The organism is Rahnella sp. 1L-D-7-B-C2 (genome assembly GCF_057290995.1).
This window is the reverse complement of record NZ_JBXAVQ010000025.1, coordinates 12,392-29,249: the sequence shown is the minus strand read 5'-3', so window position 1 is coordinate 29,249 and position 16,858 is coordinate 12,392. Positions and strand designations below refer to the sequence as shown.

18 protein-coding genes and 1 tRNA gene are annotated in these 16,858 nt (G+C 58.0%); 14 read left to right on the top strand and 5 right to left on the bottom strand.

Annotated features, from left to right (window positions below):
* Positions 1-62 precede the first annotated feature (62 nt).
* Positions 63-794 carry a DNA polymerase III subunit epsilon gene (dnaQ, locus tag AC0Z7K_RS22645; RefSeq protein WP_413529046.1) on the top strand — a complete coding sequence of 244 codons (732 nt, stop codon included), beginning with the start codon at positions 63-65 and terminating at the stop codon, positions 792-794.
* Between the two features lie 139 nt (positions 795-933).
* A tRNA-Asp gene (locus tag AC0Z7K_RS22640) sits at positions 934-1,010 on the top strand.
* Between the two features lie 83 nt (positions 1,011-1,093).
* Here AC0Z7K_RS22640 and AC0Z7K_RS22635 read toward each other — a convergent pair.
* The gene (locus AC0Z7K_RS22635; RefSeq protein ID WP_485616051.1) at positions 1,094-2,596 is read right to left on the bottom strand and encodes an NCS1 family nucleobase:cation symporter-1; all 1,503 of its coding nucleotides are present in this window, start codon (positions 2,594-2,596) and stop codon (positions 1,094-1,096) included.
* A 175-nt stretch (positions 2,597-2,771) separates the two neighbouring features.
* Here AC0Z7K_RS22635 and AC0Z7K_RS22630 point away from each other — a divergent pair, with 175 nt between their 5' ends.
* From AC0Z7K_RS22630 to puuE, 3 genes are read left to right on the top strand one after another with little or no spacing between them, the layout of a single operon-like run.
* Positions 2,772-3,506 carry a GntR family transcriptional regulator gene (locus AC0Z7K_RS22630; protein WP_485616050.1) on the top strand — a complete coding sequence of 245 codons (735 nt, stop codon included), beginning with the start codon at positions 2,772-2,774 and terminating at the stop codon, positions 3,504-3,506.
* Positions 3,506-4,264 carry an aspartate/glutamate racemase family protein gene (locus AC0Z7K_RS22625; RefSeq protein ID WP_485616049.1) on the top strand — a complete coding sequence of 253 codons (759 nt, stop codon included), beginning with the start codon at positions 3,506-3,508 and terminating at the stop codon, positions 4,262-4,264. The genes AC0Z7K_RS22630 and AC0Z7K_RS22625 overlap by 1 nt, the downstream gene beginning before the upstream one ends.
* Positions 4,257-5,207 carry an allantoinase PuuE gene (gene puuE, locus AC0Z7K_RS22620; RefSeq protein WP_485616047.1) on the top strand — a complete coding sequence of 317 codons (951 nt, stop codon included), beginning with the start codon at positions 4,257-4,259 and terminating at the stop codon, positions 5,205-5,207. Before AC0Z7K_RS22625 ends, puuE begins: the two co-directional genes overlap by 8 nt.
* 487 nt (positions 5,208-5,694) lie before the next feature.
* On the opposite strand, the gene hpxZ is transcribed toward puuE, so the two are convergent.
* The 4 genes from hpxZ to AC0Z7K_RS22600 are packed head-to-tail and all read right to left on the bottom strand — an operon-like array spanning position 5,695 to position 9,302.
* A complete protein-coding gene (gene hpxZ, locus AC0Z7K_RS22615) occupies positions 5,695-6,078 on the bottom strand; it encodes an oxalurate catabolism protein HpxZ (RefSeq protein ID WP_112164719.1) in 384 nt (127 codons plus the stop codon).
* Between the two features lie 33 nt (positions 6,079-6,111).
* On the bottom strand, positions 6,112-7,509 hold the full coding sequence (locus AC0Z7K_RS22610) for an AtzE family amidohydrolase (RefSeq protein WP_485616044.1): 1,398 nt from the start codon (positions 7,507-7,509) through the stop codon (positions 6,112-6,114).
* Positions 7,506-7,700 carry an oxalurate catabolism protein HpxX gene (gene hpxX / locus AC0Z7K_RS22605; protein WP_485616043.1) on the bottom strand — a complete coding sequence of 65 codons (195 nt, stop codon included), beginning with the start codon at positions 7,698-7,700 and terminating at the stop codon, positions 7,506-7,508. Before hpxX ends, AC0Z7K_RS22610 begins: the two co-directional genes overlap by 4 nt.
* Before the next feature lie 15 nt (positions 7,701-7,715).
* A complete protein-coding gene (locus tag AC0Z7K_RS22600; RefSeq protein WP_485616042.1) occupies positions 7,716-9,302 on the bottom strand; it encodes a gamma-glutamyltransferase family protein in 1,587 nt (528 codons plus the stop codon).
* Positions 9,303-9,510: 208 nt separating this feature from the next.
* Here AC0Z7K_RS22600 and AC0Z7K_RS22595 point away from each other — a divergent pair, with 208 nt between their 5' ends.
* From AC0Z7K_RS22595 to uraH, 9 genes are all read left to right on the top strand, one after another.
* Complete coding sequence (locus AC0Z7K_RS22595; RefSeq protein ID WP_485616041.1) at positions 9,511-10,350, top strand: MurR/RpiR family transcriptional regulator; 840 nt, start codon at positions 9,511-9,513, stop codon at positions 10,348-10,350.
* A 263-nt stretch (positions 10,351-10,613) separates the two neighbouring features.
* Positions 10,614-11,399: a transporter substrate-binding domain-containing protein gene (locus tag AC0Z7K_RS22590; RefSeq protein ID WP_485616072.1), complete on the top strand. Its 786-nt coding sequence runs from the start codon at positions 10,614-10,616 to the stop codon at positions 11,397-11,399.
* Between the two features lie 24 nt (positions 11,400-11,423).
* Positions 11,424-12,089, top strand: a complete 666-nt coding sequence (locus tag AC0Z7K_RS22585; protein ID WP_413529055.1) for an amino acid ABC transporter permease — start codon at positions 11,424-11,426, stop codon at positions 12,087-12,089.
* Positions 12,089-12,742 carry an ABC transporter permease subunit gene (locus AC0Z7K_RS22580; protein ID WP_167457517.1) on the top strand — a complete coding sequence of 218 codons (654 nt, stop codon included), beginning with the start codon at positions 12,089-12,091 and terminating at the stop codon, positions 12,740-12,742. The genes AC0Z7K_RS22585 and AC0Z7K_RS22580 overlap by 1 nt, the downstream gene beginning before the upstream one ends.
* Positions 12,742-13,491 carry an amino acid ABC transporter ATP-binding protein gene (locus AC0Z7K_RS22575; protein WP_112164727.1) on the top strand — a complete coding sequence of 250 codons (750 nt, stop codon included), beginning with the start codon at positions 12,742-12,744 and terminating at the stop codon, positions 13,489-13,491. The genes AC0Z7K_RS22580 and AC0Z7K_RS22575 overlap by 1 nt, the downstream gene beginning before the upstream one ends.
* A gap of 23 nt (positions 13,492-13,514) precedes the next feature.
* A complete protein-coding gene (locus AC0Z7K_RS22570; RefSeq protein ID WP_485616040.1) occupies positions 13,515-14,753 on the top strand; it encodes a pyridoxal-phosphate-dependent aminotransferase family protein in 1,239 nt (412 codons plus the stop codon).
* Complete coding sequence (gene hpxK, locus AC0Z7K_RS22565; RefSeq protein WP_485616039.1) at positions 14,753-16,027, top strand: allantoate amidohydrolase; 1,275 nt, start codon at positions 14,753-14,755, stop codon at positions 16,025-16,027. The genes AC0Z7K_RS22570 and hpxK overlap by 1 nt, the downstream gene beginning before the upstream one ends.
* Positions 16,024-16,524 (top strand): 2-oxo-4-hydroxy-4-carboxy-5-ureidoimidazoline decarboxylase, encoded by a 501-nt coding sequence (gene uraD / locus AC0Z7K_RS22560; RefSeq protein ID WP_485616038.1) that lies wholly within the window; start codon positions 16,024-16,026, stop codon positions 16,522-16,524. The genes hpxK and uraD overlap by 4 nt, the downstream gene beginning before the upstream one ends.
* The gene (gene uraH, locus AC0Z7K_RS22555; RefSeq protein ID WP_413529057.1) at positions 16,517-16,852 is read left to right on the top strand and encodes a hydroxyisourate hydrolase; all 336 of its coding nucleotides are present in this window, start codon (positions 16,517-16,519) and stop codon (positions 16,850-16,852) included. Before uraD ends, uraH begins: the two co-directional genes overlap by 8 nt.
* Positions 16,853-16,858: the final 6 nt, after the last annotated feature.

Genomic DNA, 16,858 nt, shown 5'->3' with positions numbered 1-16,858 from the left:
AGACTCTTCCATCAAATGTAAAAGCCAAGTCTGACATAAACGAGCGCTGCGAGCACTGCAATATGATTTCTTCTCCTACCAGACAGATTGTTCTCGATACCGAAACCACCGGTATGAACAAACTCGGCGTCCACTACGAAGGACACCGGATTATTGAAATCGGTGCCGTTGAGGTGGTGAACCGCCGCCTGACCGGCCGCAATTTCCACGTTTATCTCAAACCCGACCGCCTGATCGACCCGGAAGCCTTCGGCGTTCACGGCATCAGCGACGAATTCCTCGCCGATAAACCGACGTTTGCCGACGTCGCCGACGACTTTATCGAATACATTCGCGGCGGCGAACTTGTCATCCATAACGCGACGTTCGATATCGGCTTTATGGATTACGAATTCGACATGCTCGGACGTGGTCTGCCGAAAACTGAAACGTTCTGTAAGATTACCGACAGTCTGGCGATGGCGCGTAAGCTGTTTCCCGGCAAGCGTAATAACCTCGATGCGCTAAGCGATCGCTACCTGATCGACAACAGCAAACGCACGCTTCACGGCGCACTGCTTGACTCCGAAATTCTGGCTGAAGTTTATCTGATGATGACCGGCGGCCAGACCAGCATCAAGTTCACCCACGAGGGCGAGCAAAATACCGGAGCTGACGGGCAGGGGATCCAGCGGATTAAACGCCCGGCGTCGGGGCTGAAAGTGATTAACGCCAGCGAGCAGGAACTGACGTGGCATGAAGAGCGTCTGGATTTGGTGGTGAAAAAGGGCGGCAGTTGCCTCTGGCGTTCCTGAGTCATTATTTCAGACTGTTGCACTTAAAATACGCAGGATGCAGAAAAACTGTGCAGTCGGTTGAAAACGAGAGGAAAAGCATTGACGCAATAGCGGCGATTCCTTAATATCCGCTTCGTTCTTAACCAGAACAAAACGCGGAGCGGTAGTTCAGTTGGTTAGAATACCTGCCTGTCACGCAGGGGGTCGCGGGTTCGAGCCCCGTCCGTTCCGCCACTATTCAGAAGCCCTGAGTGAGAAATCACTCAGGGCTTCGTCGTTTCTGCCGTCCTGGCAATGTTCCTTCCTTACAGGCCTTATTATTCCGTTTCGGTTTTCAGGTAGCCCACCTCGCCGCTGGTCACGCGATCGTGACGGGCGATAAAGCGATAACAGCCGCCGGAAAGCAACGCGCCAATAAACCAGCTGAAGTTCGCTACCTGATGCAGGCTCGGCGTAAAGCTGATGAGCAGGCCAATCACCACGGCAGGCACCAGCGCGGCGATGGCTTTCGGGTTGAACCCGTTGCGGTACCAGTACCGGCCGGACGGTGTGGCGTTGAATAATGCATCGACGTCCATCTGGCCGCGTTTGATCAGATAATAATCCACCAGCAAAATCCCGAACAACGGCCCGATGAATGCACCCAGCACGTCCAGCGTGTAGTGAATAAGCTCTGGTGACTGGAACAGGTTCCAAGGTGTCAGCAACACGGAACCGACAGCGGCGATCATCCCGCCGGTGCGGAAGCTGATTTTCTGCGGTGAGCAGTTAGAGAAGTCGAAGGCCGGTGACACGAAGTTCGCCACGATATTGATACCAATGGTGGCGATGATCATGGTCAGTAAACCGAGAGCCACGGCAACGCTGTTACCTACACGGCTGACGGTTTCGATGGGATCGGTGATCATCTGGCCGAACAGGGATTGTGTACCAGACACGATCACCACAGTCACAATCGAGAACAGCAGGAAGTTAAACGGCAGACCCCAGCGGTTGCCACGACGGATTTCGCTCATGCTTTTACCGTAGCGCGAAAAGTCTCCGAAGTTCAGCAGCGGGCCGGAGAAGTAGGAGACGACCAGCGCGGTGGCGGTCAGCATTTCCCAGCCCTGCTGGCCGACGGTCAGCGTTTTGGTGGAAAGCGTGAACGAGATATTGCTCAGGCCAGTTTTATACAGGATCCAACCCGCCAGCATCAGCATCACCACGTACACCGCCGGGCCAGCTACGTCGATGAAACGCTTGATGGCGCTCATTCCATGCCAGAACACCATCGCCTGTAATACCCACATAATGCCGAAACAGATCCAGCCCAGCGCCGACAGACCCAGCCAGTGCGGTACGGTCAATGGCGTGATCGACGGGAAGAATTTCAGCAGCACCAGCATCAGTGCGCTGGCCGCCAGATAGGTCTGAATGCCGTACCAGGCGAACGCAATCAGTCCGCGAATGACCGCCGGAATATTGGCGCCAAACACGCCGAATGCCTGACGGCAAATCACGGCGTATGGCACACCGGCCTGCTGGCTCGGCTTCGCCACCAGGTTTGCACAAATCTGCACGATACAAATCCCGCACAGCAGACACAGCAACACCTGCCAGCTGGTCAGGCCGAGCGTGAAGAAGCTGGCGGCGACCACGTATCCGCCCATGCTGTGCACATCGGACATCCAGAAAGAAAATATGTTGTACCAGCTCCAGTTTTGGTGACGCGTTGGCGCTAAATCATCATTACACAGCCGCGGGCTGTAATAAGGCTTGATGATCCCGGCGCTCTGTTCAGAGGACGCCGTGGCGGAGGTGATTTCCTGATTTGGCATAAATCGTGCTCCTGTCATAAACAACATGTGAAAGTCGGAAGCCGGATCCCGGCTGCCAAAAGATGAAAGCAGTCACAGGAGCACTGCACGAATCAGGCCAAATTTCACTTTTTGTATACAAAAAATCTATTTCATGTATACGATTAATACACGAACGGTATACGGAGTAACGGCAATGACCAGTTGGAGCGGGCTGAATACGGCCTATTTTACCGAGGATAAGGACGACCATATTTATAACGCGCTGGTGAAATCGATTGTTGAGCATCAGCTGTTACCGGGCAGCAAATTGCCGGAAGAAGCGCTGGCGGAAGTCTTTTCAGTGAGCCGCACCGGCATCCGCCGCGTGTTGCAACGCCTTGCCGCAGTGCAACTGGTGACGATCTTGCCCAAGCGTGGTGCGCACGTCACCACGCCGGACGCAGAAGAATCCCGCGATGTGTTCGCCACCCGAAAAATTCTCGAATGTGCCAACCTGCCGCTGGTGATTGCCCGCTGTCAGTCCACGCATCTGGTGGCAATGAAAAAACTGGTGCAGGAAGAAAAGCGCGCCCACAAAGCGCGCGACGGTGCGGCGGCGATCCGTCTTTCCGCCGCTTTCCACGTTCAGCTTCAGGCCATATCCGGCAATAAAGTCCTGACCGAATCGGTCTCTCAGCTGACGCTGCGATCCTCACTGGCGATCGCCGCCTGGGGCGCGCCATGGCAGCAGGGTTGCCGTTGCCACGATCATGAGGATCTTCTCGAACTGCTGAAAAAACGCGATATTGCTGCGCTGACCGAAAGCATGGCGCACCACTTCGACAGCATCGTCGCCAGCCTGCGTTTCGAGCAGAACAACGGACAGATGCCGGATTTTGCACAAATCTTTGCCTCCCAAAGGGCGGTTAACGCTGGGGAGATACGCTGATGTCGCGTCCGCTTTGTATACAACTTATCAATCCGAACACCAGCCGTGCGATGACGGAAGTGATGGCACAAACCGCACGCTCGGTCGCGGCGCGGGATACACAAATCATGGCGGTGTGCCCCGAAGAAGGCGCGCCGTCGATAGAAGGGCATTTTGATGAAGCTATCGCGACGCTCGGCGTTTTACAGCAGGTGAAAGCCGGGCGTGATGCGGGTGTAGACGGCCACATTATCGCCTGCTTCGGTGACCCTGGTTTGCTGGCTGCTCGTGAACTGGCGCGCGGTCCGGTGATTGGCATCGCAGAAGCGGCGATGCATCTGGCGACGATGCTGGCGACACGTTTTTCCATCGTGACCACGTTGCCGCGCACGCTGACTATCGCCCGTCATTTGTTACATCAGTACGGTTTCGAGCGTCACTGTGCGGCGCTGCACGCCATCGATCTGCCGGTGTTATCGCTGGAAGACGGCAGCGGGCTGGCGCAGCAGAAAGTGCGTGAGCAATGTATTGCAGCGAAAAAAACCGACGGTAGCGGGGCGATTGTGCTCGGTTGCGGTGGGATGGCCGATCTGGCGCAGGAACTGACGCTGGAGCTGAATATCCCGGTGATCGACGGCGTCAGTGCCGCCGTCAAAATGGTGGAATCGCTGGCGGCGTTGCGCCTGACAACCAGTAAACACGGCGATCTGGATTATCCGCTGGAAAAACCCTTGTCTGGCCGTTTTGCCGGACTGAATCTGAGAGATCATTATGCCTGAGTCTGATTATGGTTTTACCGAAGCCTACCCACGTGACCTGATCGGCTACGCCGGTCGCCCGCCGCATGCCAACTGGCCCGGCAACGCCCGTATCGCGGTGCAGTTTGTCCTTAATTACGAAGAGGGCGCGGAGAATAACGTCCTGCACGGCGACGCCGGTTCCGAACAATTTCTTTCGGACATCATCGGCGCGGCCAGTTTCCCTGACCGTCATATGTCGATGGATTCGCTGTACGAATATGGCTCCCGCGCCGGGTTCTGGCGCATTCACAATGAATTTCAGAAACGCGGCCTGCCGCTGACCGTGTTCGGCGTCGCCATGGCGCTGGCGCGTAACCCGGAAATCGTCAACGCCATCAAAGCGGCGGATTACGACGTCGTCAGCCACGGCTGGCGCTGGATCCACTATCAGGATATGAGCAAAGCCGACGAGGCTGAGCACATGGAAAAAGCCATCACCGTGCTGCGTGACTTATTCGGCAAAGCGCCGCTCGGCTGGTATACAGGCCGCGACAGCCCGAATACCCGACAGTTGGTCGCGCAGTCAGGCGGTTTCCAGTATGACAGCGACTACTACGGCGATGATCTGCCTTTCTGGACGCCGGTCAAACTGGATTCGGGCGAAACTAAACAGCATCTGGTGATCCCGTATACGCTGGAAACCAACGACATGCGGTTTGCCTCTCCGCAGGGTTTCAACACCGGCGAGCAGTTTTATACCTATCTGAAAGACACGTTCGATGTGTTGTATGAAGAGGGGGAAACGTCCCCGAAGATGATGTCGGTTGGGATGCACTGCCGGATACTTGGCCGTCCGGGACGTTTTCGGGCTTTACAGCGGTTTCTCGATTACATCGGGTCAAATGAGCGTGTTTGGGTGTGTAAAAGGCAGGAGATTGCGGACCACTGGGGGAGGGAGCATCCGGCTCCGGCTAAAGGATAAGGTTAAAACCTTGGGGTGTTGCCTACTTCAAATTCAAGGTCAACACCTTGGGCTCGCCGCCCAAACCGGCCCAAAGGACGCGTAAACGCGCGCCCTCTGGACTCCCGCGTTTTTTAAAACACGTGCCATGCATCCCGGCTCTGTTTCAGTAGCCACCGCTATTGCCGCAAAATCCCGCCGCTGTGCGGTGCCCTCCGGTCGGGTTACAACCCGCGCCAAAAAGCCGCGCGGTTTTCCACCTCTTCCTCCGGCGTGATTTTTGAAAGCGGCCAGAAGTTTTAGGTCACAACCTCACCGGCTCAGGATGAGAAAAACAAACGGTTTACCAAAGAGTCGATCGGCTCACTCCCCTGCGAAGGGGAGGGTTGGGGTGGGGTATTAAGGTTAAATGAAAAAAGTTGAAGTGTGTTTTAACAAATCAGAATTTCGGCGCGAAAAGCCAGGTGATCACCGGTATTGAAAAACCGAAATTTTCTCGATCAAACCATCAAACCATCAAACTGACATGCGCTGCCACAATCTTCCATCCGCTCAGCATTTTCACCCAGGTCTGCTGCTGCCGTCCGATTTTGTCCGTACCTTCCCGACGAAACTCAGTGCTGGCGATCGCCATGTCATCGCCAAAGGTGGTGATCGTCGTGTTGATCAAATCACGATCCAGCCCCTGAGAAGGGCGGGCGGCGCGGAATTCGCGAATGGCTTCGATGCCGTAGAGATTTTCCCCTGCGCCGTAACGCACGGTCCGCGGATCATGCCAGAACAGCTCGTCGAGCACGGCGGTATCGTTGGTGATCAGCGCCTGCTCATAACGATAAAATGCCGCGTTCATTTCGGCGAGGATCGCCGGGCGGTCTATATTGTCAGTTTTCATGATTTACTCTCTTCACCCTGGAAAACGGTAATTTTAGATCACCGAAGAACTGCTGACTTTCACGATGCCTTGAAGCTCGAGCGCCCACGCGGCGCGCAGGCACAGATCTTCCCGCCACGGCGGTGCTATCAGTTGTAATCCTATCGGCAAACCCGTCGCGGTGGTCACTGGAACGGTCACCACCGGCAGGCCAAGGAACGAAATCGGCTGCGTCAGCATGCCCATACTGGCGCGTGTTGGCAGGTCCAGACCGTTGATGTGGATCGTTTCCTGACCGATTAAGGTCGCCGGACACGGCGTGGCTGGCGCAATCAAGATGTCCCAATGGTCGAACAATGGCAACACCTGTTGCTGAAACTGATGACGGAAACGTTGCGCCTGCACGTACCACGCCGCCGGGATCATCGCTCCTGCCAGCAATCGCTCGCGGGAAAGCGGCTCAAACTGATCCGGGATCGCTCGCAGTTTTGGCAAATACTGATTGCCGCCTTCCGACGCGCTGATGATAAACGCCGCAGAGCGCGCCAGTTCGGCCTGAGGGATCTCGATCTCTTCATGAGCCTCCAGCGCCTGCGCTACCTTCAGCACGGCGGCTTTGGCGTGCTCGTCGCACCATGTCGAAAAATAGCCACCGAGAACAGCGGTGCGTAAACCCTGCTGCCCGCGTTTTAACTGGGAAAATGTCTCGGTGTTAGGCTTATCTGCCTGAAAATGATCCTGCGGATCGGTGCCCTGAATGGCGTCGTAGACCTGAGAAAGATCTTCGCTGCAACGCGCCAGGGGCCCGAGATGATCGAGGCTGGCGACAAACGGCTGGCTGCCGCTGCGGGAGATCCGCCCGAACGTCGGTTTCAGGCCGAGAATGCCCGAGAGCGAGGCGGGCACGCGGATGGATCCGTTGGTGTCGCTGCCAAGCGTGAAATGCACCAGACCGGCAGCGACCGCAGCCGCCGAACCGCCGGAGGATCCGCCTGCGACGCGGGACAGATCGCGCGGGTTGCGCGTCGCGCCATAGTGGCTGTTTTCGGTGGTGAAACCGTAGGCGTAGGCGTCCATGTTCAGCATGCCGGACAGCGTCGCGCCCTGTGCGGCCAGCCGTGAAATAGTCCATGCGTCGTGCCGCGCGGCGGCGTTGCTGCTGTTGAGGCTGGCACCGGCCAGGGTGACTTCGCCCGTGACGTCCAGCAGGTTTTTCACCGCATAGGGAATCCCGGCCAGCGGCGGTAACGTCGCACCGCTGGCGCGGGTTTTATCGACTTTCGCGGCTTCGCTCAACATCCGTTCGCGGGTGATGTGGGTGTACGCGTTGATCACCGGATTGGCCTGGTCGACGGCGTCGAGCGTAATGGTGGCGACTTCGCTGGCGGAGATGTCGCCCTGCGCAATCGCCAGATGCAACTGGCTGATGGTGAAATTTTCCAACGATTTCATGCTCTGTATACCCCGGCGATTTCCAGACGCGGGTCGAGCGGTAAATCCATCAGCGGTTGCGCCATCTGCGCGATGCGGCTGAATTGCACCAGTAATTCCTGACGACGTGCTTCGTCGAGTTCCAGCGCCAGAACGGATTCCATCTGGCGGACATAAGCGGCCCAGTCGGTCGCAACAGGTGTGTTTTTCATGGTGTTTTCTCCTTATCAAAAACCGGCAGCGCTGCCGTTGCTGCGCGGGTCGGACGCGCCTTCAAACATGCCGTTGGTGTGGCGCACAATTGCGCCCGCATGGCCGACGGCTTCACTGAAATCCGGTAACAGCTCGACGTCGTGACCGCGCTGGCGCAGCCCGGCGAGCGTCGGATATTCGAAACGGCCTTCCAGTTTCAGTGAGTCGGAGCTTTCGCCCCAGGTGCGGCCGAGCAGCCAGCGCGGGCCGCTGATCGCCTGTTGTAAGGATTGCCCCTGCACCACGTGACGGATGAACACTGCGGCCTGCGTTTGCGGCTGGCCGTCACCGCCCATCGAGCCATACACCATCGTGCGACCATCGTATAAACGGGCGGCGGCCGGGTTGAGCGTATGGAACGGTTGTTTGCCCGGCGCGAGCGCCAGCAGATGTTCCGGGTCGAGGCTGAACGAGGCACCGCGGTTTTGCCACAGGACGCCGCTCTCCGGCAGCACCACGCCGCTGCCAAATTCGTGATAAATGCTCTGAATGAAGGAGACCGCCAGCCCGCTGCTGTCCATTACGCCCATCCAGACGGTATCGCCCGGCCCTTTGCCCTTGCCCCATTCGGCGGCGCTGTGGGGTTTGATGCGGGTGGCGAGAGCGTCGAGGTACTGCGGATCAAGCAGGCTTTGGGCGTCCTGCGTCATCATGCGCGGATCGGTGATGAAACGGTCGCGCAGGCCGAACGCCAGTTTGGTGGCTTCGACGATGCTGTGAATGGTGGCGATTTCGTCCATGCCTTCAAGCGGCAGACGATCGGTCAGACCGAGGATCGCCAGCGAGACCAGACCCTGCGTCGGCGGCGTCAGGTTGTAGATTTCCCCTTTGCTGTGCCTGAGGCGCAAGGGCGTGCGGCGCTGCGGTTTGTAGGCCGCGAGATCGGCGCGGGTGACCGGCATACCGAGCTTTTCCATGTCGGCGGCCATGCTGTCAGCCAGCTCGCCACGGTAGAAACTTTCCAGCCCGTCTTCGCACAGCATCGATAAGGTCTGCGCCAGCTGCGGCTGGGTAAAACGGTTTCCGGCGCGTGGCACTTCGCCGTTGGGCAGAAATACGTCGGTGAAGGATCGGATGTCTTTGAGTTCGTGCTGTTTGGCACGGGTGGCGGCCTCCTGCGAGGCGGTCAGCGGAATGCCGTCTGAGGCGTAACGGATCGCGTCACGCAGCAGGCGCGACAGCGGTTTTTGCTCGCCGCCAAATTCAGCGGAAACGTTAAGCGCTTCCTGCCAGCCGCCGACGGTGCCTGCCACGGTCAGTGCAGATTTCGGGCCACGGTGCGGAATGTGCGTTTCACCGGCATAGAAATCGAGAGAAGCGAGCGATCCGGCTGCGCCGCTGGCGTCAATGGCGACAGGATTACCCTGTGGCGGCACAATCAGCCAGAAGCCGTCGCCGCCGAGGCCGTTCATGTGCGGATAGACCACGGCGATGGTCGCGGCGGCGGCCACCATGGCTTCAATGGCATTGCCGCCTTCGCGTAATACCGCAAGCGCGCTCTGGCTCGCCAGATGATGAGGCGTGACCGCCATACCTAACGGCGCGCTGTTACTGTTAATCATGCGATGTCCTTTGTTGCGTGTCTTTTCTTATGTGCTGATATCAGCCGCGCGTGCAGGGGAAGAGGGCGCGATGTCATTAAGTTAAGCAAGAGGTGTTCCACATCCGCAGGATCCCACCAGGTTCACGGATAAATTCGCTTGCATTGGCAAGCATAGTGCATGGTATGTTCCGCCATTGACTGAAACTTCCGTTACAAAAGGGTCGGACATGAAACAAATTGACGAGCGTCTGCGCGACCATTACCCGGCACTGACGCCGCAGGAACAACGCGTAGCCGATTTTATCCTCGCCAGCATTGATGACCTGATGAGCTACAATAGCGCAGAGCTGGCGCGGCTTAGCGGGGTGTCGAAGGCGACGGTAAGCCGCCTGTTTAAGCGGCTCGGTTACCCGAGCTATCGCAACATGCGCGATGAAATGCGCACGCTGCGCCAGAGCGGAATGCCGCTGACCGACAGCCGCGATGCGGTGCAGGGCAACACGCTGTTGTCCCGGCACTATAAGCAGGAAATGGCCAACCTGACGCAGTGGATTAACCAGATCGACGCCGCGCAGTTCAGCGCGCTGACCGCCGCGCTGAGTCAGGCGCGACAGGTGCGTCTGCTGGGCTTTCGCAACAGCTATCCGGTGGCGCTGCACCTGCGCCAGCAGCTGATTCAGGTGCGTCCGGGCGTGGTGATGATGCCGCAGCCGGGGCAGACGCTGGCGGAAGAGCTGGCGGATCTGACCGCGCAGGACGTGGTGATTTTCGTCGCGTTCCGCCGCAGACCACGCATGGCGAAGGCGATCCTCACGCAGTTACAGACGCTGGGCGTACCGGTGCTGCTTATCTGCGAGCCGCAGGCACAGACGCTGACCCCGCTGGCGACCTGGCATCTGGCGACGCCGCTCGACAGCGTATCGGCCTTCGACAGCTATTCGTCGGCGATGAGTCTGGCCAACTTACTCAGCAACGCGTTGCTGCATGAGATGCTGGCCTCCGGCCGTCAGCGAATTCATCAGATAAACGATCTGTACAGCGATCTCGACGAACTCGAACAGCGCTGATTGCCGATCCCGGTTCAAACAGGGCGCTTTTTTGGTGCCTTTGCACAGTTAAGGTGCGCCGGCATTTATCCGCTTAGCGTTTTTTGCCCTGCCGCAAGGCAAAAAACGCGGCCATGAAAAGTTTCCATTCCTCATAATTCCTTGTCATACCGTGACTTCGCGCACATTTCTTCGGTTGAATCGCTTTTGGCACATTCGTTGCAGAGTCATGTTTATAAGAATCTATCGTTCCAAAAACCTTTCACCGGAGATAATCTATGAACATGAACAAACGGCTGTTGGCGTGGGCAGGTGCTGCAATGCTGGTTCTTCAGGCATCCAGCGTGATGGCCGATCAGTTGCAGGATATTCAAAAACGCGGCGTGCTGCGCGTGGCAGTACCGCAGGATTTCCCGCCGTTTGGTTCGGTGGGCAAGGATTTGCAGCCGGAAGGGTATGACATCGACATGGCGCAGTATCTGGCCGATAAGATGAAACTTAAGTTGCAACTGGTGCCGGTTACCAGCGCCAACCGCGTGCCTTATTTGCAAACCGATAAAGTGGATCTGGTGATCTCCAGCCTCGGGAAGAACGCCGAACGTGAGAAAGTCATCGATTTCAGCAACGCTTATGCACCGTTCTTCCTCGGCGTATTTGGCGCGAAGGGCGACAAGCTGGCAGATCTGAGCGCGCTTTCTGGTAAAACCATCGGCGTAACCCGTGGTGCGGTGGAAGATCTGGCGCTGACTGATGTGGCACCGAAAGATGCCAAAATTCAGCGTTACGAAGATAACAACACCACGCTGTCGGCGTACCTGTCCGGTCAGGTGGAATACATCGCAACCGGCAACCTGGTCGTCGCGGCGATTGCTCGCATGAACCCGGCCAAAGCGCCTGAATCCAAAGTGATGTTGAAAGATTCACCGTGTTACGTCGGCCTGCGTAAAGACGAACCGGCGCTGAAAGATAAAGTGAACGCACTGATTGCCGAAGGCGTGAAAGATAAGACGCTGAACACGTTGTCCGAAAAATGGATGAAGGCTCCGCTGCCGGCTTCCATCGGCGCGTAATCAGTCGTTTGACGAGGATCTTTCATGACCTATCAGCTTAACTTTAGCGCGCTGTGGCCGTACATGCCGGAGCTGTTGGCCGGTTTATGGACCACCATTGAGCTGACGGTGATGGCAACGATTGGCGGCGTCGCGATCGGGATTTGCGGCGCGGCCATTCGCTGCGGCAATCATAAAACCCTGCGCGCTGCGTGGGGTGTTTACGTCGAAGCCATCCGTAATACGCCGTTTGTCGTACAGCTGTTTTTCATCGTATTTGGTCTGCCGGCCATCGGTTTGAAAATGACCGCAGGCGAGGCCGCGTTGCTGGCGATGCTGATTAACCTCGGCGCGTACAGCACCGAAATTATCCGCGCCGGTATTCAGGTGACGCCGAAAGGCCAGTGGGAAGCGGGGCGTGTGCTGGGGCTGAGCCGCAGCCAGACGTTTCTGCGTATTGTTTTGCCGCCGTCGCTCAAACGCATTTATCCGTCGCTGGTCAGCCAGTGCATTATCGTGATGCTCGGCTCCTCTGTGGTTTCTCAGGTGTCTTACGAAGAACTGACGTTCGCTGCGAACTTAATTCAGTCGCGCACCTTCCTCAGTTTTGAAGTGTATCTGGTCACCACGCTGTTCTATTTATTACTGTCGGTTGCGATGCGTCAGTTATTGCTGCTGGCCGGACGCCGCTTCTTTGGGAGTGAAAACTGATGATGACGTTCTCCGACTGGGACATTGTGCGCAATCTGCTGCTGGCGGCGCGATGGACAATCCTGCTCTCGCTGACCGCGTTCATCGGCGGCACGCTGGTCACCTTGCCACTGTTGCTGATGCGCCTGACCAAACGCCGCTGGCCGTCATTGTTTGTGCGTTTATATTCCGAGCTGTTTCAGGGTACGCCGCTGCTGATGCAGCTATTTCTGGCGTTCTTCGGCCTGGGTTTGTTCGGCATCAACGTCAGCCCGTGGACCGCGGCGGCGCTGGCGCTGACCTTATATACCAGCGCCTATCTGGTGGATATTTGGAGCGGCAGCATCGCCGCACTGCCAAAAGGCCAATGGGAAGCCTCACGCTGCCTCGGCCTGAATTTTGGTCAGACGCTGTGGCGCGTGGTCGCCCCGCAGGCGCTGCGTATCGCGATTGCGCCGACCGTTGGGTTTTCCGTACAGGTGGTGAAAGGCACCGCGCTGGCATCGATCATTGGTTTCGTCGAGCTGACCAAAGCCGGCACGATGCTCAATAACGTAACGTTTGAGCCGTTCAAAGTGTTCGGATTAGTGGCGCTGGGCTACTTCCTGATGTGTTATCCGCTGTCGCGTTACAGCCAGCATTTAGAAAAATCGTTGCGTGGAGATAAACAGTAATGCCGCTGATCACAATCAATCAGGTTCAAAAATTTTATGGTCAGAACCACGTCCTCAAAGGCGTGGATCTGGATATCGACAGCGGCGAAGTGATCTCCATCATTGGCCGCAGCGGTTCCGGGAAAAGTACGTTGCTGCGCTGCATGAACGGGCTGGAAGGCTATCAGGACGGCAGCATCAAACTCGGCGGGATGACCATCACCGATCGCGACTCGCAGGCGCGTGACATCAGCCGCTCGGTCGGCATGGTGTTCCAGAGTTTCAATCTTTTCCCACACATGACCGCGCTGGAAAATGTCATGCTGGCACCGCGCCGCGTGTTAAAAAAATCCGCCGCCGAATGCCGTGAACTGGCGGCGCAGATGCTGGCGAAAGTCGGACTGGCGGATCGCATGGATTATTACCCGTCCAACCTTTCCGGTGGCCAGCAGCAACGCGTGGCGATTGCCCGTGCGCTGGCGATGAACCCGAAAGTGCTGCTGTGTGATGAAATCACCTCGGCGCTCGATCCGGAGCTGGTCGGCGAAGTGTTGAAAGTGCTCGAGCAGCTGGCGAAAGAGGGCATGACGCTGGTGCTGGTGACACACGAAATGAATTTTGCCCGCGAAGTGGGCGACCGCGTGGTGTTTATGCATCAGGGCACCGTGTGGGAACAGGGCGAAAGCCGGGCGCTGTTTGCCAATCCGCAAACCCCGGAGTTAAAACAATTTATCGCATCGGTACGCGGCCTGAATGAAGCTGCGGTCTGATAAACCTCATACAAGGACACGCTATGCTGGACATCAAAACACTCGGACAAATCAACCCGCCAACCCGTCTGCTGATGGGGCCGGGGCCGATCAACGCTGACCCGCGCGTGCTGCGGGCGATGGCGAGCCAGCTGGTCGGGCAATATGACCCGGTCATGACCGGCTACATGAACGAAGTGATGGCGCTGTACCGCGCGCTGTACAAAACCGAAAACCAGTGGACCTTCCTGATCGACGGTACCTCGCGCGCCGGTATCGAAGCCGTGCTGCTTTCCGGCATCCGTCCGGGTGACAAAGTGCTGGTACCGGTGTTTGGCCGCTTCGGCCATCTGCTGTGTGAAATCGCCCGCCGTTGCCGCGCGGAAGTCCACACCCTCGAAGCGCCGTGGGGCGAAGTGTTTGACCCACAGCAAATCGAAGATGCGATTAAATCGGTTAAACCCCGCTGGCTGCTGACCGTGCAGGGCGACACCTCGACCACCATGTTGCAGCCGCTGGAACAGCTCGGCGAGATCTGCCGCCGTCATGGCGTGCTGTTCTATTCGGACGCCACAGCTTCATTCGGCGGCAACCCGATGGAAACCGATGCGTGGGGATTAGACGCTGTGTCCGCCGGTCTGCAGAAATGCCTCGGCGGCCCGTCCGGTAGCTCGCCGGTCACCATCAGCCCGCGTTTTGAAGAACAAATCCGCCGCCGTAAATGTGTTGAAGAAGGGATCCGCACCGCCGATCACGCCGACGGCGACGAGGAGATGATCTATTCCAACTATTTCGATCTGGGCATGATCATGGATTACTGGGGGCCGGAACGTCTGAACCACCATACCGAAGCCACCAGCATGCTGTTCGCCTCACGCGAATGCGCACGAATCATTCTCGAAGAAGGTCTGGATAACAGCATTGCGCGCCACAAATTGCACGGTGGTGCGCTGCTGGCCGGCATTCAGGGGATGGGGCTGGAAGTGTTTGGCGACCTGGATCACCGTATGAACAACGTGCTTGGCGTGGTGATCCCGCAGGGCATTCACGGCGAACAGGTGCGCCAGATGATGCTCAACGATTTCAGCATTGAGATCGGCACCTCCTTTGGTCCGCTGGCCGGAAAAATCTGGCGTATCGGCACTATGGGCTACAACGCCCGCAAAGACTGCGTATTGCAAACGCTGGTGGCGCTGGAAGCCGTACTGCATCGTCTGGGGTTTGCATCGAAATACGGTGCCGGTTCGCAGGCCGCCTGGGAACATTACGCAGGAGGTCAGTAATGGCAGAAGCCTTAACGCTGGCAGCGGTGTCCGAAAGCGCGGCGCGAGCGGCTGAACGGGTGATGGCGCGCTGCGATGCACTGGCCGCCATCAGCGAAATGCCGGGTCAGCTGACCCGGGTGTATCTCTCGCCGGAACATTTACAGGCCAACCGTCAGGTGGGTGAATGGATGGCCGCCGCCGGGATGCGCGTCTGGCAGGACAGCGTCGGCAATATCTGCGGACGCTACGAAGGGCTGGATCCTTCTGCGCCTGCGCTGCTGCTCGGCTCGCATCTCGACAGCGTGCGTAACGCGGGGCGCTACGACGGCCCGCTTGGCGTGCTGACGGCGCTCGAAGTGGTGTCGTATTTGCATCAGAACGCCATGCGTTTACCGATGGCGGTGGAAGTCGTCGGGTTCTGCGATGAAGAGGGCACGCGGTTTGGCATCACGCTGCTGGGCAGTCGCGGACTGACCGGCACCTGGCCCGCCGACTGGCTCGAACGCCGGGACGCGCAGGGGATCTCCGTTGCCGAGGCGATGATTAATGTCGGGCTGGAATCGCTGCACATTGGCGCATCCCGGCGCGCCGTCAGCGATTTCTGCGCGTATCTGGAATGTCATATCGAACAAGGCCCGTGCCTGCAAACGGCCGATGTACCGCTCGGTGTGGTGACCGCGATCAACGGCGCACGCCGCCTGAACTGCCAGTTCACCGGCCACGCCGGTCACGCCGGAACCGTGCCGATGGGGCAGCGTCAGGACGCCCTGACTGCTGCCGCCGAATGGACGTTGGCAATCGAAAGTATTACAGCCGCCACCGGCCGCAATCTGGTCGCGACCGTCGGCACACTGGAATGTCTGCCGGGCGCGGTAAACGTCATTCCGGGGCAGGTGAAATTGTCTCTCGACGCCCGCGGGCCGCGCGATGAAGATTTATGTGCGTTGCTGAAAGTTTTGCTGGCGAAAGGCCATGAGATTGCCCAACGTCGGGGGCTGACATTTGAAGCCGAACAGTTTTACGGCATCAGCGCGACGGAGTGCGACGAAGGTTTGCAGCACCGGCTGAATCAAAGCATTTTGCCGTTGCAGGGACAGGCGATGTCCTTGCCGAGCGGGGCGGGGCACGACGCCATTGCTATCGCCCAATGCTGGCCGGTCGGCATGCTGTTCGTGCGTTGCAAAGACGGCATCAGCCATCATCCGGACGAATCGGTCACGACCGGTGACGTGGCGTTTGCGGTGCAGGCGTACATCAATACGGTGCTGAGTTTCGGGGAGGGGCATCTGTGACCCTCGGAGAATTTAATGCGCTGTCCGAGTTCGAAGCCGTCGCGCTGCTGCGCCCGCTGGTGAATATTCCCGCCTGGGCGAAACAGGTCAGCGACGCGCGGCCTTATTCTTCTGTGGAGCGGCTGATGCAGTGCGCTGAGGCGGCCTGCCTGCACTGGCGGGCGGCAGATATCACGCAGGCGCTGTCGGCGCATCCGCGCATCGGTGAACGGGCAGGCGGCAGCAGCAAAGAAGCACAGCTGTCGCGCGGCGAACAGGCGACGCTGAACATCAGCCATCAGGAGATTATAGATGCGTTGCACGTGGGCAACCTGCGTTACGAGCAGCGCTTTGGCCGGGTATTTTTGATCCGCGCTAAAGGCCGCAGCTCGCAGGAGATCCTCGAAAATCTGCAAAGGCGTTTACAGAATTCGCCGGAAACCGAAAGTCAGGAAATTGCGCAGCAACTCAAAGAAATCACCCTGCTGCGCTTAAAGGAGATTTTCAGTCATGACTAAAATTACCACGCATATTCTTGATACATCACTCGGCCAGCCCGCCGCCAGCGTCCGTGTATGGCTGGAGAAAATCGACGGGCAGAACGTCATCTTAATCAGCGAAACGCAGACTGACGCCGATGGCCGTGCGGCAAAATTAACGCCTGAGGCGGTGGATTCAGGCCATTACCGCCTGTGGGCAGATATCGGCGGCTACTTCGCCGCAACCGGCCGCGAGACGCTGTACGGTTCGGCGATCATCGACGTAACGATTGATGGCGGGCAGGATCACTACCACCTGCCGCTGCTGATCAGCCCCTATTCTTACTCGACGTATCGCGGAAGCTGATCTGCA

Coding starts and splice junctions, on each gene's coding strand:
- AC0Z7K_RS22585 (WP_413529055.1), top strand. CDS start 11,424: ATGACCTATCAGCTTAACTTTAGCGCGCTGTGGCCGTACATGCCGGAG.
- AC0Z7K_RS22595 (WP_485616041.1), top strand. CDS start 9,511: ATGAAACAAATTGACGAGCGTCTGCGCGACCATTACCCGGCACTGACG.
- AC0Z7K_RS22580 (WP_167457517.1), top strand. CDS start 12,089: ATGATGACGTTCTCCGACTGGGACATTGTGCGCAATCTGCTGCTGGCG.
- AC0Z7K_RS22575 (WP_112164727.1), top strand. CDS start 12,742: ATGCCGCTGATCACAATCAATCAGGTTCAAAAATTTTATGGTCAGAAC.
- hpxX (WP_485616043.1), bottom strand. CDS start 7,700: ATGAAAAACACACCTGTTGCGACCGACTGGGCCGCTTATGTCCGCCAG.
- AC0Z7K_RS22570 (WP_485616040.1), top strand. CDS start 13,515: ATGCTGGACATCAAAACACTCGGACAAATCAACCCGCCAACCCGTCTG.
- hpxZ (WP_112164719.1), bottom strand. CDS start 6,078: ATGAAAACTGACAATATAGACCGCCCGGCGATCCTCGCCGAAATGAAC.
- AC0Z7K_RS22630 (WP_485616050.1), top strand. CDS start 2,772: ATGACCAGTTGGAGCGGGCTGAATACGGCCTATTTTACCGAGGATAAG.
- dnaQ (WP_413529046.1), top strand. CDS start 63: ATGATTTCTTCTCCTACCAGACAGATTGTTCTCGATACCGAAACCACC.
- AC0Z7K_RS22600 (WP_485616042.1), bottom strand. CDS start 9,302: ATGATTAACAGTAACAGCGCGCCGTTAGGTATGGCGGTCACGCCTCAT.
- puuE (WP_485616047.1), top strand. CDS start 4,257: ATGCCTGAGTCTGATTATGGTTTTACCGAAGCCTACCCACGTGACCTG.
- hpxK (WP_485616039.1), top strand. CDS start 14,753: ATGGCAGAAGCCTTAACGCTGGCAGCGGTGTCCGAAAGCGCGGCGCGA.
- uraH (WP_413529057.1), top strand. CDS start 16,517: ATGACTAAAATTACCACGCATATTCTTGATACATCACTCGGCCAGCCC.
- AC0Z7K_RS22635 (WP_485616051.1), bottom strand. CDS start 2,596: ATGCCAAATCAGGAAATCACCTCCGCCACGGCGTCCTCTGAACAGAGC.
- AC0Z7K_RS22625 (WP_485616049.1), top strand. CDS start 3,506: ATGTCGCGTCCGCTTTGTATACAACTTATCAATCCGAACACCAGCCGT.
- AC0Z7K_RS22590 (WP_485616072.1), top strand. CDS start 10,614: ATGAACAAACGGCTGTTGGCGTGGGCAGGTGCTGCAATGCTGGTTCTT.
- AC0Z7K_RS22610 (WP_485616044.1), bottom strand. CDS start 7,509: ATGAAATCGTTGGAAAATTTCACCATCAGCCAGTTGCATCTGGCGATT.